The 14,042-nt window shown below is 62.9% G+C and carries 14 protein-coding genes; 6 read left to right on the forward strand and 8 right to left on the reverse strand.

Annotated elements, in window-relative coordinates; translation table 11 throughout:
• Position 1: 1 nt before the first annotated feature.
• The 3 genes from QLG02_RS18725 to QLG02_RS18735 all read left to right on the forward strand — a co-directional run bounded on the left by QLG02_RS18725 (position 2) and on the right by QLG02_RS18735 (position 4,553).
• Positions 2–2,941, forward strand: a complete 2,940-nt coding sequence (locus QLG02_RS18725; RefSeq protein ID WP_282465871.1) for an EAL domain-containing protein — start codon at positions 2–4, stop codon at positions 2,939–2,941.
• A 65-nt stretch (positions 2,942–3,006) separates the two neighbouring features.
• Complete coding sequence (gene pflA / locus QLG02_RS18730; RefSeq protein ID WP_282465872.1) at positions 3,007–3,825, forward strand: pyruvate formate lyase 1-activating protein; 819 nt, start codon at positions 3,007–3,009, stop codon at positions 3,823–3,825.
• A gap of 86 nt (positions 3,826–3,911) precedes the next feature.
• Positions 3,912–4,553, forward strand: a complete 642-nt coding sequence (locus QLG02_RS18735) for a hypothetical protein (RefSeq protein WP_282465873.1) — start codon at positions 3,912–3,914, stop codon at positions 4,551–4,553.
• Between the two features lie 51 nt (positions 4,554–4,604).
• On the opposite strand, the gene QLG02_RS18740 is transcribed toward QLG02_RS18735, so the two are convergent.
• The 4 genes from QLG02_RS18740 to QLG02_RS18755 all read right to left on the reverse strand — a co-directional run bounded on the left by QLG02_RS18740 (position 4,605) and on the right by QLG02_RS18755 (position 7,855).
• Positions 4,605–5,297, reverse strand: a complete 693-nt coding sequence (locus QLG02_RS18740; RefSeq protein ID WP_039214955.1) for an ABC transporter permease — start codon at positions 5,295–5,297, stop codon at positions 4,605–4,607.
• Between the two features lie 3 nt (positions 5,298–5,300).
• Positions 5,301–6,041: an ABC transporter permease gene (locus QLG02_RS18745; RefSeq protein ID WP_011705576.1), complete on the reverse strand. Its 741-nt coding sequence runs from the start codon at positions 6,039–6,041 to the stop codon at positions 5,301–5,303.
• Between the two features lie 204 nt (positions 6,042–6,245).
• Positions 6,246–7,019: an ABC transporter substrate-binding protein gene (locus QLG02_RS18750; RefSeq protein ID WP_011705575.1), complete on the reverse strand. Its 774-nt coding sequence runs from the start codon at positions 7,017–7,019 to the stop codon at positions 6,246–6,248.
• A 65-nt stretch (positions 7,020–7,084) separates the two neighbouring features.
• Positions 7,085–7,855, reverse strand: coding sequence for an ABC transporter ATP-binding protein (locus QLG02_RS18755; RefSeq protein WP_011705574.1), 771 nt, complete (start codon positions 7,853–7,855; stop codon positions 7,085–7,087).
• Positions 7,856–8,388: 533 nt separating this feature from the next.
• Between QLG02_RS18755 and QLG02_RS18760 the strand changes: the two genes are divergently transcribed.
• Complete coding sequence (locus QLG02_RS18760; RefSeq protein WP_043119622.1) at positions 8,389–9,291, forward strand: lysine exporter LysO family protein; 903 nt, start codon at positions 8,389–8,391, stop codon at positions 9,289–9,291.
• Between the two features lie 108 nt (positions 9,292–9,399).
• On the opposite strand, the gene iadA is transcribed toward QLG02_RS18760, so the two are convergent.
• Complete coding sequence (iadA, locus tag QLG02_RS18765; protein ID WP_282465874.1) at positions 9,400–10,530, reverse strand: beta-aspartyl-peptidase; 1,131 nt, start codon at positions 10,528–10,530, stop codon at positions 9,400–9,402.
• A 175-nt stretch (positions 10,531–10,705) separates the two neighbouring features.
• Here iadA and QLG02_RS18770 point away from each other — a divergent pair, with 175 nt between their 5' ends.
• Complete coding sequence (locus QLG02_RS18770; RefSeq protein WP_282465875.1) at positions 10,706–11,326, forward strand: ACP phosphodiesterase; 621 nt, start codon at positions 10,706–10,708, stop codon at positions 11,324–11,326.
• A gap of 36 nt (positions 11,327–11,362) precedes the next feature.
• On the opposite strand, the gene QLG02_RS18775 is transcribed toward QLG02_RS18770, so the two are convergent.
• The 3 genes from QLG02_RS18775 to arsC form a co-directional block, all read right to left on the reverse strand.
• Positions 11,363–12,433, reverse strand: a complete 1,071-nt coding sequence (locus tag QLG02_RS18775) for a linear amide C-N hydrolase (protein ID WP_282465876.1) — start codon at positions 12,431–12,433, stop codon at positions 11,363–11,365.
• A 296-nt stretch (positions 12,434–12,729) separates the two neighbouring features.
• Positions 12,730–13,125, reverse strand: a complete 396-nt coding sequence (locus tag QLG02_RS18780) for a DUF2069 domain-containing protein (RefSeq protein WP_016350325.1) — start codon at positions 13,123–13,125, stop codon at positions 12,730–12,732.
• Complete coding sequence (arsC, locus tag QLG02_RS18785; RefSeq protein ID WP_282465877.1) at positions 13,122–13,472, reverse strand: arsenate reductase (glutaredoxin); 351 nt, start codon at positions 13,470–13,472, stop codon at positions 13,122–13,124. Before arsC ends, QLG02_RS18780 begins: the two co-directional genes overlap by 4 nt.
• Before the next feature lie 60 nt (positions 13,473–13,532).
• On the opposite strand from arsC, the gene QLG02_RS18790 reads away from it, so the two are divergent.
• Positions 13,533–14,015: a TlpA disulfide reductase family protein gene (locus QLG02_RS18790; protein WP_282465878.1), complete on the forward strand. Its 483-nt coding sequence runs from the start codon at positions 13,533–13,535 to the stop codon at positions 14,013–14,015.
• Positions 14,016–14,042 lie beyond the last annotated feature (27 nt).

Here is a 14,042-nt window from a genome sequence, read left to right on the forward strand (position 1 = left end):
CATGTCGTCAACCGCGCTCAGTCACCTTTCTTCTGCCAGCCAGACACCGCTGTTCTTTCGTCTGGACGTGCGCAGCCAGCGGCTGGTCGCCCTGACCGATGTGATGCAAACCCCGCTCTACTGGCTCGATGAGCCCAGAGGCCCCTGGCCGGCCCAGTTGCCGGATGCGCTGCGCCTGCCCATCGAGCAGGCCCTCACCAGCGGCCAGGGCGGCAAGCTGGTGCTGCGCTTTGCCGGCCAGCAGTGGCACGTTGCCCTCTCCCACGAACAAGATGCCTTCTGGCTCATCTGCCTGCAGACCCTGCGCCAGGAGCCGGTGGCCGATCTGGCGCTGCACCTGCCGCGCCTGAGCCAGATGGCGAGCCAGCAGCAGTTTGCCGCCATGCTGGAGACCCTCAAGGAGAGCCTGGGGGCCGATCGCCTCATCCTCTGGCACTATCAGGCCAACGGGCCCCTCGGCAGCGAGCAGCTGACCCCGGTCTTCACCCTGGGGGCCGACGAAGTGGCTGCCATTCGCGGCGACAGCCGCTACATCCGCGCCCTGCGCACCCGCAAGTCCCTAAGCTTTTCGGAGGCTGCGCACCAGCCCATGCTGAGCCAGCACTACTATCTGGCCAGTGCGGGGGTGAGCTCACGCCTCGACGGCGCGTTGCTGGAGCAGGAAAAACTCATCGGCGTGCTGAGCCTCGAATACCTCAACGCCACTCCGCTCAGCGAGGAGATGCTGCAACTGGTGCGGCACAGCGCCCAGCTACTCGGCCACTGGCAACCGCTCCCCGAACCTGTGCACAACCCAGTGCTGGCCCTGCCGGCCGAGCTCACCCTGCTGACTGGCATCGCCTATTGCCGCGCGCTGGTGCGCTGGGGCATGAGCGTCAGTGGCGCGCGCATCGGCTGGATCGGCGAGTACCAGCCCCGCGGCCAGGAGCTGTGGATGATCCCGCGCTGCGTGCTGGAGGGGGAGACCTTCTCGGTGCTCAAACCCATCCAGATGGACCCGGGCCCCGGCCAGGAGCTGTTCCAGCACGGCCAGGCGGTCTATGTGGAAGACCTGCCCCTGCGCTATCCCCAGGCCAGCCAGCTGCTGGCCCTCAATGCCCACGTCTATGTCGGCATTCCCCTGCACGGCCAGCACGGTGCCCCCATCGGCCAGCTCACCCTGCTGCTTGACACGCCGCTGGCCGACCCCATGCCGCTGCTCGACGCTCTCAGCAGCCAGCACGAGCGGGCCGCCGTCGAACTGCAACGGCTGGCCGCCGACGAAGCCTTGCGGCTGGCCGAGGTGGCTTTCAACACCCACGACGGCCTGCTGGTGATGGATCACAAGGGGATCATCCTCAAGGTCAACAACTCCTTTACCCGCATCACCGGCTTTGCCGACGATGAGATGATCGGCCAGCATATCGTCCGGCTCAGGCCCACCTACTATGGCGATCACCTGAAACAGGATGTGCGTCAGGCGGTGGCGGCCCAGGAGTTCTGGATGGGGGAAGAGCGCTGCCTGCACAAGGATGGCCACCTGTTCCCGGTCCGCTTGATGGTGAGCGGGGTGCAGGACGAGCACGGCGAGATCAGCCACTACGTCTGCAGCTTCTACGACATCAGCAAGGAGAAGGAGGCGGCGCGCCACATCGAGCAGCTCGCCTATTACGACGATCTGTGCGGTCTCTACAACCGCCGCAGCCTCAACGACATCATGCAGCGTACCCTGCAGGAGGCCAGCGGCCAGTGGGGCGCCCTGCTGCTGGTGGATCTGGACAACTTCAAGTCGATCAACGACTCCCTCGGCCATGCCTGCGGCGATCTGCTGCTGCAGGCGGTGGTGGAGCGGCTCAAGGGGCTGCCGCAGGACAACCTGGTGCTGGCCCGCATCTCGGGGGACGAATTCGCCCTGCTGTTCACCGCTCTGGGCCAGGGCTATGTCACCGCCAAGATCCTGGCCGAGCACTTCGCCCGCGAGCTGATGGGGCTGTTTCGTATTCCGTTCGACATCGAGGATCACAAGCTGCACTGCAGCGCCTCGGTGGGGATCAGCCTCTTCTCCAGCGAGGACAAGGATCACCTGGTGCTGATGCAGCAGGCCGACACCGCCACCCACATGGCCAAGCGATCCGGCCAGGGCAACTATGTGTTCTTCAGCGAGGCGATGGCCGAGAAGGAGAAGAGCAAGCTGGCGCTCAACAACCAGCTGCGCGACGCCCTGCGCCACCACGAGCTGCAACTGCACTATCAGCCGCAATACCGGGTCGACAACGGCGCACTGTCCGGCATCGAGGCGCTGCTGCGCTGGCAGCGCAGCGACGGCAGCATGGTGCCGCCGGCGGAGTTCATCCCCATTGCCGAAGAGACCAGCCTCATCCAGGACATCGGCTACTGGGTGATGAAGACCGCCTGCGCCCAGTACAGCTTCTGGCTCAACCGCGGGCTGGCCATTCCCCATCTGTCGGTCAACGTCAGCGCCCGCCAGTTCCACACCGTCGGCTTCGTGCAGCAGGTGGAATACATCCTGCGCGATACCGGGGTGCCTCCTTCCCGCCTGCTGCTGGAGGTGACCGAATCCGTGGTGCTGGAGAACCGGCTGGAGAGCATCGCCAGAATGCGCCAGCTCAAGGAGCTCGGCATCCTGCTCTCCATCGATGATTTCGGCACCGGCTACTCGTCGCTCGCCTATCTGCGCGACCTGCCGGCGGACGAGGTGAAGCTCGACAGAAGCTTCATCCAGACCCTGGTACACAGCGAACAGGACAAGGCCATCGTCAAGGCAATTCTGGAACTGGCCAAGGTTTTTCGTTTTACCGTCACCGCCGAAGGGGTGGAGGATGAAGAGCAACTTGCCATCCTCAAATCCCTCGGATGCCAGCATTATCAAGGCTTCCTGACCAGCCGGCCGCTCACCGCCAAAGCCCTCGAGAGCCTGCTGGGTGCCCCGGTACCGGGCTAAACATGTAGGATTTATAGGGCTTTATGTAATAAAATAACGGCCTGCTCGAATCATTGGAGTCGTCTATGTCTGTCATTAATCGGATCCCCACTGTCGAAGTCAGCGCCACCGCCGCTGAAACCAGTGTGACCGCCGATGCATCCGGGGTCATTGGCCGGATCCATTCCGTTGAAACCTGCGGCACCGTCGATGGCCCCGGAATACGCTTCATCGTGTTCATGCAGGGCTGCCTGATGCGCTGCAAGTACTGCCACAACCGCGACACCTGGGACACCCAGGGCGGCCGCGAGGTGACAGTGCCGGAGTTGATGAGCGACATCACCAGCTATCGTCACTTCATGAATGCCTCGGGTGGTGGCGTCACCGCCTCCGGTGGCGAAGCCATGCTGCAGCAAAATTTCATCGCCGAACTGTTCGCCGCCTGCAAGGAGAAGGGCATCCACACCTGCCTCGACACCAACGGCTTCGTGCGCCACTACGACGAGCAGCTCGACAAGGTGCTCGACAATACCGATCTGGTGCTGCTCGACATCAAGCAGATCAACGACGACAAGCACATTCCGCTGACCCACGTCAGCAACAAGTACACCCTGGAGTTTGCCCGTTATCTGGCCGCCAAGGGCAAGACCATGTGGATCCGCTACGTGGTGGTGCCGACCTGGTCGGATGACGACGAGAGCGCCGAAGGGCTCGGCCAATTCATCGCCGAACTGGGAGAGTGCGTCGAGAAGGTGGAACTGCTGCCCTACCACGAACTTGGCAAGCACAAGTGGGACGTACTGGGCGACACCTATGATCTCAACGGGATCAAGCCGCCCAGCAAGGAGACCATGGACCGCGTCCAGGGCATCCTCGCCAAATACCACAACAACGTAAAATACTGATAGCTCAGGGGCTGGCCGGGAAAACGCCGGCCCCTTTCACATCGGGCTTCGCCCATCTGCATGCCGTCACCGGACAAGGATCTGCCATGAGTGAAGGACAAGCCGCCGCCCTGCTGCTCTGGGTACTGCTGCTCATATTCAGCCTGCGCGGCACCTTGCTGCGCACCCTCTATCACCATCCGCTCTATCAGCATCTCTGCCTCGGCGGTGCCATCGTGCTGGTGCCGCTCTGGACCCTGCGGGCCGGCCTGCACGAGGGACTGGACGTGCACTTTCTCGGCCTCACCAGCCTGACCCTGCTGCTGGGCTGGCGTCTCGCCCTGCTCGCCCCCTGCCTCACCCTGCTGGTGCTCAGCTATTTTGGCGTAATCCCGCTGGCCGAGATCGGTTGGCAAGCCCTCATCGGCGTGGCCTTGCCGGTCGCCACCACCTGGCTGCTGTTTCTGGCCAGCTGGGCCTGGCTGCCGCACCATCTGTTCGTCTACCTGTTCGTGGTGGCCTTTCTTGGCGGCGCCCTCTCCATCTCGGTCAAGGTGGTGGCCAGCGCCCTCCTGATGGGTCTCAGCGACACCTACCCCTGGTACACCATCAGCGCCGACTACCTCTCCATCTGGCCACTGCTGCTCTTCCCCGAAGCGCTGCTCAACGGCATGACCATGACCCTGCTCGCCATCTACCGCCCCCACTGGGTCAACACCTTCTTCGACCGGGAATACCTGGGCCGCTGAGCAACACGCAGCGACAAAAAAGCCCGCGATTGCGGGCTTTTTTTATGGCGTTTACACGGTGCGGGGGCGCAGGTGGGCGTGCCAGCGGGCTTCCCACTTCTTGAACAGCCAGACGATGACGAAGGTCAACAGCATGTAGAGCAGGCCGGCGGTCAGGAACGCCTCGAACGGGCTGTAGTAGCGGGAGTTGATGATCCGCGCGGCACCGGTCAGATCGACGATGGTGATGATGCCCGCCACCGCCGAGCCCTGCAGCATGAAGATCACCTCGTTGCTGTAGGCCGGCAGTGCCCGACGAAACGAGTTGGGCAAAATGATCCGGGTCAGGGTCTGCCAGCGGGTCATGCCGAACGCGTTGGCCGCTTCAATCTGCCCCTTGGGCATGTTGAGCACGGCGCCGCGCACGATCTCGGCGGTGTAGGCCCCGGTGTTCAGGGTGAACGCCAGCAGGGCGCAGAACCAGGCTTCGGCGAACAGATCCCAGGCGATGCTGTTTTTCAGCCACTCCCACTGGGCGGCGCCGTAGTAGATGATGAACAGCTGCACCAGCAGCGGGGTGCCGCGAAAGAAGTAGATGTAGGCCCATATCGGCCCCTTGATCAGCCAGTTGCGGCTGTTGCGCAAGATACCGAGCGGCACCGCCAGCATCAGCCCGAGGATCAGGGAAGCCGCCACCAGCAGCACCGTGGTGTAGAGGCCCTGCCAGTAGGTGGGCCATTCGGTGAGAATGATTGAGAAATCCATGGCTTACCTCGTCTTTATCGCATAATGACGCTCGGCCCACTTCAGTGCCGAGGTGGAGACCGCAGTGAAGATCAGGAAGATCAGGGCCACCGCCATGTAGAAGGTGAAGGGCAGCTGGGTCGAGCCCGCAGCCAGGGACGCTTTGCGCACCATGTCATCGAGCCCGATGATGGAGACCAGCGCCGTGGTTTTCAGCAAGACCAGCCAGTTGTTGCCAAACCCCGGCAGGGCGTGGCGCATCATCTGGGGAAACAGGATCCGCACAAACACCTGGGTTGCCCGCATGCCGAAGGCCCGGGCCGCCTCCAGCTCGCCCTTGTCCACCGCCAGGATGGCGCCACGGAAGGTCTCGGTCATGTAGGCGCCGAAGATGAAGCCGATGGTGGCCACCCCGGCCGCAAACGGGCTGATGTCGATGTAATCGGGCAGCAGGGAGACCCACTCCTGATTGGGATTGCTCGCCAGCAGGTAGTTGTTGTAGCTCTCGTTGACCCAGGTACAGAGGTTGTTGATGAGCACCTGGCCGCCGAAGAACAGCAGCATCATCAGCACCAGATCGGGGATGCCGCGAATGACGGTGGTATAGGCGGTGGCAAAACCGCGGGCCCACTTGTAGGGGGAGAGCTTGGCCAGCGCTCCCAGCATGCCGAGCACTAGCGCCAGCAGCAGGGAGGCCAGCGCCACTTCCAGCGTGACCCAGGCCCCCTCCAGCAGGGAGGTTTCGTATCCTTTCAAATCAAACATATGCGGCTCCATTGCAACTCATTGAGCGGGATCTCCCGTCCCAATATCCTTTCAAACCAAACACATGCAGCTCCATTGCAACTAAGCGGGCCCATCGCTCCCTTGCGAGAGACAACGGGCCCGATGACTACAGACTAGGGTCAACCTGTCGTGATGATTCGCCGCAATTGCGCCGGCGGCTACCGCGGTAGCGCGCCTTCGGGGTTACTCGCCGTACACGTCGAAGTCGAAGTACTTGTCGTTGATCGCCTTGTACTTGCCGTTGGCACGCAGCGCCAGGATGGCGGCGTTGAATTTCTCTTTCAGATCCTTGTCGGCCTTGCGCACCGCGATGCCGGCACCCTCGCCAAACCACTTGGGATCGGTCAGTTTCGGGCCGATGAACTCGAACGCATCGCCACCCTCTTTCTTGAGCAGGCCGTCGCTGATGGCGGCGGAGTCGGCCATCACGTAGTCAACCCGGCCGGATTTCAGATCGAGATAGGCCTCGTCTGCGGTGCCGTAACGCTTGATGGTGGCGTTGGGGAAGTTGTCGGTGATGTAGGTGTCCATGGAGGTGGCGCGCTGCACGGCCACCGTCTTGCCACTCATGAACTCCTTGTCGAGCTTGATCTCGGTGCCCTTCTTGGCGGCGAAGCGAGCCGGAATGTGCTGGTACTTCTGGGTGAAGTCCACCTTCTTCTTGCGCTCTTCGGTGATGTCCATGGTGGCGATGATGGCGTCATACTTGCGCGACAGCAGCGCCGGAATGATGCCGTCCCAGTCCTGCTTGATCAGGGTGCACTTCACCTTCATCTCCTCGCACAGGGCGTTGGCGATGTCGATGTCGAAACCTTTCACCTCGCCGCTCGGCTCGGTCCAGGAGAAGGGGGGATAGGCACCTTCCACCCCGATCCGCACCTCTTTCCACTCCTTGGCCATCAGGCTGCCGGAAGACAGGGCAGTGACTATGGCGGTCGCCAGCATCAGCTTGTTCATGTATCTCTCCTTGATAAAGTCATCGACTGTTGCAATTGCAGATTATTGGGGTTCAGCTCCGGCCATCAATAGATGGAGGAGATGAATTGCTTGAACCGTTCGGACTTGGGATGGGCGAAGATCTCCTTGGGATTGCCCTCCTCCTCCACGCGGCCCTGATGCAAAAACATTACCTTGTTCGACACATCGCGGGCAAACGACATCTCATGGGTCACCACCAGCATGGTGCGCCCCTCTTCGGCCAGTTCGCGCATCAGGCCGAGCACTTCGCCCACCAGCTCGGGATCGAGCGCCGAGGTGGGTTCGTCAAACAGCATCACCTCGGGCTCCACCGCCAGCGCCCGGGCAATGGCCGCCCGCTGCTGCTGGCCGCCGGAGAGGTGACCTGGGTAGTAGTCGCGCCGCTCCCACAATCCCACCCGGTTGAGCAGGTGTTCCGCCTTGGCCATCGCCTCGGCGCGGGGCACCTTGAGCACCTGGATCGGCACCTCGATGATGTTCTGCATGATGGTCATGTGGGACCAGAGATTGAAGCTTTGAAACACCATGGCCAAGCGGCTGCGAATGCGCTCCACCTGGCGCACGTCCTCCGGCAACCGTTCACCGGCCCGGTTGGTTTTCATGCGAATAAGTTCGCCATGGAGGGAAACCGTGCCGGAAGAGGGTGTTTCCAGCAAATTGATACAGCGAAGAAAGGTCGACTTCCCCGAACCGGAGGAGCCGATAAGGGAGATGACATCCCCCTTGTGGGCGGTCATATCGATGCCCTTGAGCACTTCGTGGGTGCCGAAATACTTGTGCAGATCACGAACTTCCAGTGCGGCAACGTCGCTCATCCATTACAACCTTGTCTGTCCCTAGACGCCGCTGGGGCGTGACTCACGCCATCGCTTATTTAACAAAAAGTTAACCGATGGCAACCTTCAGCGAAAATATCACTCGGATAGTTAAAAAACAATACAGAACCGAGGTCTTTGGTGTTTTGTCTGTATTTTTATTGGCCAAACAGGTATTTTTCAGCACTTTGTCTGCATAAAACGCTAATCCACCCTGCCTGACGACACCGCCTTTTTATACCCCCAGCGCAAGGCTGGCAAGAAGATTCCTGCGTTTTGACCGCAAGCCACCCAGATTGACTTTATTCAACCATGCAGTACGCGCATCCTGTTGAAAAATGGGCCTGTCAGACCCCGTTCTGGCTGCACCAGAATGGGCCGGCGCCCCAACAGCGGGCCTCATTTCGCACCAAAAACATAACATATTGATAAAAAAGCTCCGGATGGAGCAGGTAAACACACAAATATGTGACACAGGCCCAATAAGTGATGATAAGGTGTCATTTTTGTCAGTTTTTGTGATCGAGGCCCCGATGTTGCTCAATGTGTTGCTGATCCTGCTGCCGCTGGTAATCGGCTATCTGGTACCCCTCTCCTCTGCCCGTTTGATCAAGCTGGTCAATCAATCGCTGGGCAAGATGGTCTATCTCATTTTGTTCCTGATGGGGCTGGGGCTCGCCTACGTGGAGAACCTGGGCAGCAATCTGGCGGTGATCTTCAAGGTGGCGGGAGTGATGCTCGCCGCCATTACCCTGTGCAACCTGCTGGCCCTCTGGTGGCTGGACCGGCGCTCACCTCCCACCCACGAGGCCAGTGACGGCCAGATGCCGAGCAAGCTGCACCTGTTGTGGGAGTCGCTGCAGCTCTGCTTCGTGGTGCTGGGCGGTGTCTTGCTGGGGCTGCTGGTCGACCTGCGCGCCCTGCCCATCGACAAGTGGAGCGAGTGGGCGCTGATGCTGCTGCTGTTTCTCATCGGGGTGCAGATGCGCAACTCCGGCATGCGGCTGCGCCAGATCCTGCTCAACCCCTGGGGCATGAAGATCGCCGTCACCGTCATCCTCAGCAGCTGGCTGGGCAGCCTGCTGGCCGCCCAACTGCTCGGCATGCCGCTGACCCATGGCCTGGCCCTCAGCTCCAGCTTCGGCTGGTATTCGCTCTCCGGCATCCTGGTGGCTGACAAGCTGGGGCCGGTGCTGGGCTCCGCTGCCTTCATCAACGATCTGGGGCGCGAGCTCATCGCCATCCTGATCATTCCGATGCTGATGCGCCGTCACCCCTCCGCAGCCATCGGCTATGGCGGCGCTACCGCGCTCGACTTCACCCTGCCGGTCATCCAGAAATCCGGCGGCATCCAGGTGGTGCCGGTGGCCATCGTCTCCGGCTTTATCCTGAGCCTGCTCGGCCCCATCCTGATCCTGGGCTTCCTGGCCATCTGATTGCCCCTGAGCGGCCAAGCGCCAACGACAAGCCCGGCACTGCTGCCGGGCTTGTCGTTTAAAAGAGGGGGAACCGGGCGTGACAGCCCCGCCGTCAACTAGCGGCCTTCAGGTGCGCCAGCGGCCGCCGCTCATCACCCGCTCGATGGCCAAAGTGGCCGGGTCGATCAGCAGCAGATCCGCATCCTGCCCCACCGCCAGCGTGCCCTTGGTCGCCAGCCCCAGCGCCCTGGCCGGATTGGCCGTCACCACCGCCAGCGCCACCTCCAGCGCGACCCCCTTGCTGCAACTCTCCACCAGCGCCTGCCACAGACTGCCGATCTGGCCGCAGCGCAGCTCGATGAGACGCCCCTCGCCATCGAAGCGCGGCAGGCTGGCGTTGGCGTCCGAGCTGAAGCTGATACGATCGGCAGGCACTCCGGCCGCCAGCAGTTCCACCAGGGCGTCGGCCGCCAGCTGCTCGCCATCGTCCAGCAAGTCCGGAAAGCTCGAGGTGGTGAGATCGACCCAGCCACCGGCCCGGCCCCACTCGATGGCCTCGGCAAACAGCCAGGGGTTGCGGTTGCAATGGGTGGGATAGAGCTGGCGCAGCGGGATGTCGGTGCCATCGCGCAAAGCCCGCAGCGGCGCCAGCGCCCCGCGCCCGTCCCCCAGATGAAAGAAGCTGACCCCGCTCTTGCCGGCGAGCAGCCCGGCCACCCGCGCCTCGCTCACCAGCCGCGCCAGCTCGTCGTGGGTCGGCGCGCTGGATCGGTGATCGCTGATGGCCACCTCCCCCACCCCCAGCACCTCGGGAATGAGCATGATGTCCGACTCCACCGTGCCGGTGAGGGTCTTGACCGGCAGATGGTAGGAGCCGGTATACATGAAGGCGCTCACCCCGGCGGCGCGAAACTCGCGCACCTTGCCGAGCACCTGAGCCGGACTGCGGGTCAGGCTGTCGGTACCGAGCGCCGCCACCAGGGTAGTGACCCCTGCGCTCAGCGCCTCCCTTGCCGCCAGCTCCGGCGTGCGAAAACCAAAGCCCCCCTCGCCGCCACCGCCGGTGATGTGGGCCAGCGGATCCACCAGCCCGGGCACCAGATAGCGGCCGCGGCCGTCCACCCGCGTCAGCGGCCAGTCGGCGGGGACTGACAAGCCCCGGCCGAGCCAGGCGATGCGGCCATCGGCCACCAGCAGATCCTGGCGGCCCAGCGCAATCGGGCCGTAGAGTTCGGCGCCCTCGATCAGGGTCAACATGTGCATGCTCCTCGTGATGATGATGGGCGCCACAAAGCGCCAGCCATGCTGCACTCTACCCAGCCGGCGGTCATGGAGGGAAGCACTTCCGCACGGCCAAGCGCCCGTTCCCGTAGGCAAGGGCCGCCGGATCCGCTAGGCTCAGCGACAATCCCCCTGGCTGACGTCACCCTTCATGAACTATCTCGCTCACCTGCATCTGGCAGCCCATACCCACAGCTCCCTCACCGGCAACCTGCTGGGGGATTTCGTCAAGGGCGCCCTGCCAAGCGCGCTCGGCACCGAACTCGACGAGGGGATCTGGCTGCACCGCAAGATAGATGCCTTCACCGACAGTCACCCCGAACACAGGGCGGCGGTGGCCTGCTTCGAGGCCCCCTGGCGCCGCTTTGGCGGTATCCTGGTGGACATGCTCTACGACCACTGGCTCAGCCTGCACTGGCCGCAGTTTCATGACGAGGCCCTGCCCCGCTTCCTGCAGCAGAGTTACCGGCACCTGCTGGTGGATGCAGACATCCTGCCTGATGGGTTGCCGCTGCCCCTCAGACGGATGGCGGAGCAGAACTGGATCGCCGCCTATCAGCACAGAGAGGGGCTGGCGCAGGCACTCAACGGCATCGGCCGCCGGCTGCGCCGTCCCCTGCCGCTCGGCGATGCGCTGCTCACCCTCAAGCAAGTGCAATGGCAAGGGTGCGAGGCGGGCTTTCTGCGCTTCTACCCCCAGCTGATGAGCCACAGCGTGCAGCAGTTGGCCCACTATCGCGAGACCGGCGGCCACGCCGGCTTGCGGCCATAAAAAAGGCCCCGTGAGGGGCCTTCTACCAACGCTTCATCAGGCCCCTGGCGTGGCAGGCAGGAAGGTGAACGCCTTGGCCGGCACAAACTTGTCCGCCGTTTCCCCCGCATAGAGCTGACGCTCGGTCAGCGGGAGTTTCTTGACCGGGGCGCCCGCACTCAAGTCCAGCTGGTCCATGCTCACCCAGAAGGTGTTGGGCAAATGGGTCAGCTCGAAGAAGTAGCGGCGATGCTGCTGATCCGACACGCTGCGCCAAAGGGTGGTGGAGATGTTGGGTTGATCCGGCGTACTGATCCCCATGGGCACCGAGACGTTGCGCATCACGCTCATCACACCGGCCACGGCCTCATTGGCCTGATCCGTCTTGGGCAGAGTCTTGATATAAAAAGAGGCCCGGGCGAAACGATCCGCCGACCGGTTGGTGCCCGGCAGCATGGTGAGCCCGCCTATCTCCTCCCAGTACTCGTTGAGTGCCAGCTGCTTGTCGAACACGGGGGAGTTGGTCATCACCTGATAACTGCGGTCGTGGTGGATCTGCAACTTGCCATCCACGTACTGGAAAATGGCCGAGTCACCGCTGGCATCCGAGATGGAGAGGTGCAGCTGGCCCGGCTTGCCATCCGGCGTCAGGGTGGTCACCACATAGAACTCGTCCTTCGACAGGGCGGCGACCGCCTCGCTGACGGTGGCAAAATTGTCCAGCACATACTGGGCCCAGAGGGAGATGGAGAGCGTCTTGCGCGGATCCTTGTTGCTTGGAGTCACATACTCGGACTCGGTCAGATAGAGCAGGTTGGCCACCAGCCCCTTTTCGTTCATGCCATCGGCGGTACCCGCGTCAAACCCCGCGGCGACCAGGGAGCCATAGCGCGCGTTCCACGTCATGGAGTGCGGGCCGGCCGCCCCGCTCCGTTCGATGCCACGCGGCAAGGCCCAGAGGTTGGTCGGCATGGCGGCGCGCCAGTCCATGGTGCGGCCGGTCACCACCAGACCGCCATCGCCCTGATAAACGGCGCGGGTGCAGGCCTCGGCCAGCGAGCTGACCGACAGGGCCATGGTCAAGGCCAACAGGGTTTTCTGAAACAGGGGGCGGGATTGGCGTTTCATAGGGTGCATCACTCAAGGCTGGTGAAAACGACAGGCTAACGGCTGCCGCTGTATGGGAGCTTAATGAGGATAGTCAGCGGCCCGCCCCCCTCCCACCTCGCGGCGGCCAAGATGTGATCAGGTCGACATAGTTGCTGCAAGATCAGCGAGATACAGCGGACATCTGCGTTGCCAGCAAGCCCTTGCCCCACCAGCAGTCAGGTCAACCCCGGTCGTGTCATGCCGGGGCTGCGCATCCATAAAAAAAACCGGACGCCAGGTCCGGTTTGCACAGAGCAGGCACGCTGACGCGGGCCTCAGTGATCTTGCGCCGAAGGCTCACCCTTCTTCTTGCGAATGCTCAGGCCCAGCTCGCGGCCGCGCAGGCGGGCGTAATAGATGGTGCCGATGAAGGCGAGCACGGTGAACACCAGCTCCACCACCGCCAGCCACCGCTCCCCCTCATCCGTGGTGATCAGGGTCAGGGCATGCAGGAAGTAGGGCATCAACACGAAGTTGCCCCAGGCGTGGGTGTAGGGGTTGCCCTGCACGATCCCCTTGAGCGGGAACAGCAGCGGCACCGTCCAGATCACCGGCAGCAGCCAGGGGTTGAGGTCCGGATGGGGCGAGAGCCACAGATGCCAGAGGATGACCCAGCCCAGCAGGCCGAAGAAGCCGACCAGGGTCAGCAGGCGGGCGAAGCGGGTGCTCACTTGAGGATCTCCAGCACCTGCTCGGGCGGACGGCCGATGCGGGCCTGACCGTTCTTGATGACGATGGGCCGCTCGATGAGCTTGGGATGCTGATGCATGACGCGAATGAGGTCATCGCCGCTCACCTCGGCAAGCCCCAGCTCCTTGTAGAGATCTTCCTTGGTGCGCATCAGCTGGCGTGGATCGCTGAACCCCAGCTGGCTCAGCAGGGTGCGGATCTCTTCCTCGCTCGGGGCCTGCTCCAGATAGAGCACCACATCCGGGGCGATCCCGTGCTGTTCCAGCAAGGCCAGGGTTTCACGGCTCTTGGAGCAGCGCGGATTGTGGTAGATTTGGGTCTCGCTCATGATAACTCCCTGATTAATCGCAAGATGGGACAAGAAACGGCGCTATTGTAGGGGAAACTGATGGTCAGGGTAAGCGCGAGAGTGCAGGAATTGAAACGAATTTGTTGGCTGATTGTGGCCGGCCTGCTGACGGCCTGCCACCCGGCCCCTCCGTTCACCGACAGCCAGAACCAGCCGGTGGCCCTGGCCGACTTTGCCGGCAAGCCGCTGTTGGTCAACTACTTCGCCCCCTGGTGTGCCCCCTGCCTGCGGGAGATACCGCTGCTGGAGGCGCTGGCGCGAGAGGGGCAAACTGCCGTGGTGATGGTCAACTACGACCCGGCCACCCCGGCCGAGCTCGCCGAACTGGCCGGGCAGTACCGCATCGAGGTGCCGCTGCTCATCGCCCGGCAGGAGGCGAGCCTCCCCTTCCCCCGCCCCGCCGGGCTGCCCACCAGCTATCTGCTCGATGGCGAGGGCAAGCTCCGGCAAACCCTGGTGGGCGAGCTCACCCCATCGCGGCTCGAGGTCCTCAGGGCATCCGTCAAGCCGGTGGGCCGCTGAGCGCCCAAACCCTTGCGAAAAAGCCAG

Source organism: Aeromonas sp. V90_14 (genome assembly GCF_029967615.1).
Classification (GTDB): Bacteria; Pseudomonadota; Gammaproteobacteria; order Enterobacterales; family Aeromonadaceae; genus Aeromonas; species Aeromonas hydrophila.

Excerpts from the sequence above, each read along its gene's own strand:
- QLG02_RS18725 (WP_282465871.1), top strand. The coding sequence starts at position 2 with ATGTCGTCAACCGCGCTCAGTCACCTTTCTTCTGCCAGCCAGACACCG.
- pflA (WP_282465872.1), top strand. The coding sequence starts at position 3,007 with ATGTCTGTCATTAATCGGATCCCCACTGTCGAAGTCAGCGCCACCGCC.
- QLG02_RS18735 (WP_282465873.1), top strand. The coding sequence starts at position 3,912 with ATGAGTGAAGGACAAGCCGCCGCCCTGCTGCTCTGGGTACTGCTGCTC.
- QLG02_RS18740 (WP_039214955.1), bottom strand. The coding sequence starts at position 5,297 with ATGGATTTCTCAATCATTCTCACCGAATGGCCCACCTACTGGCAGGGC.
- QLG02_RS18745 (WP_011705576.1), bottom strand. The coding sequence starts at position 6,041 with ATGTTTGATTTGAAAGGATACGAAACCTCCCTGCTGGAGGGGGCCTGG.
- QLG02_RS18750 (WP_011705575.1), bottom strand. The coding sequence starts at position 7,019 with ATGAACAAGCTGATGCTGGCGACCGCCATAGTCACTGCCCTGTCTTCC.
- QLG02_RS18755 (WP_011705574.1), bottom strand. The coding sequence starts at position 7,855 with ATGAGCGACGTTGCCGCACTGGAAGTTCGTGATCTGCACAAGTATTTC.
- QLG02_RS18760 (WP_043119622.1), top strand. The coding sequence starts at position 8,389 with ATGTTGCTCAATGTGTTGCTGATCCTGCTGCCGCTGGTAATCGGCTAT.
- iadA (WP_282465874.1), bottom strand. The coding sequence starts at position 10,530 with ATGTTGACCCTGATCGAGGGCGCCGAACTCTACGGCCCGATTGCGCTG.
- QLG02_RS18770 (WP_282465875.1), top strand. The coding sequence starts at position 10,706 with ATGAACTATCTCGCTCACCTGCATCTGGCAGCCCATACCCACAGCTCC.
- QLG02_RS18775 (WP_282465876.1), bottom strand. The coding sequence starts at position 12,433 with ATGAAACGCCAATCCCGCCCCCTGTTTCAGAAAACCCTGTTGGCCTTG.
- arsC (WP_282465877.1), bottom strand. The coding sequence starts at position 13,472 with ATGAGCGAGACCCAAATCTACCACAATCCGCGCTGCTCCAAGAGCCGT.
- QLG02_RS18790 (WP_282465878.1), top strand. The coding sequence starts at position 13,533 with ATGGTCAGGGTAAGCGCGAGAGTGCAGGAATTGAAACGAATTTGTTGG.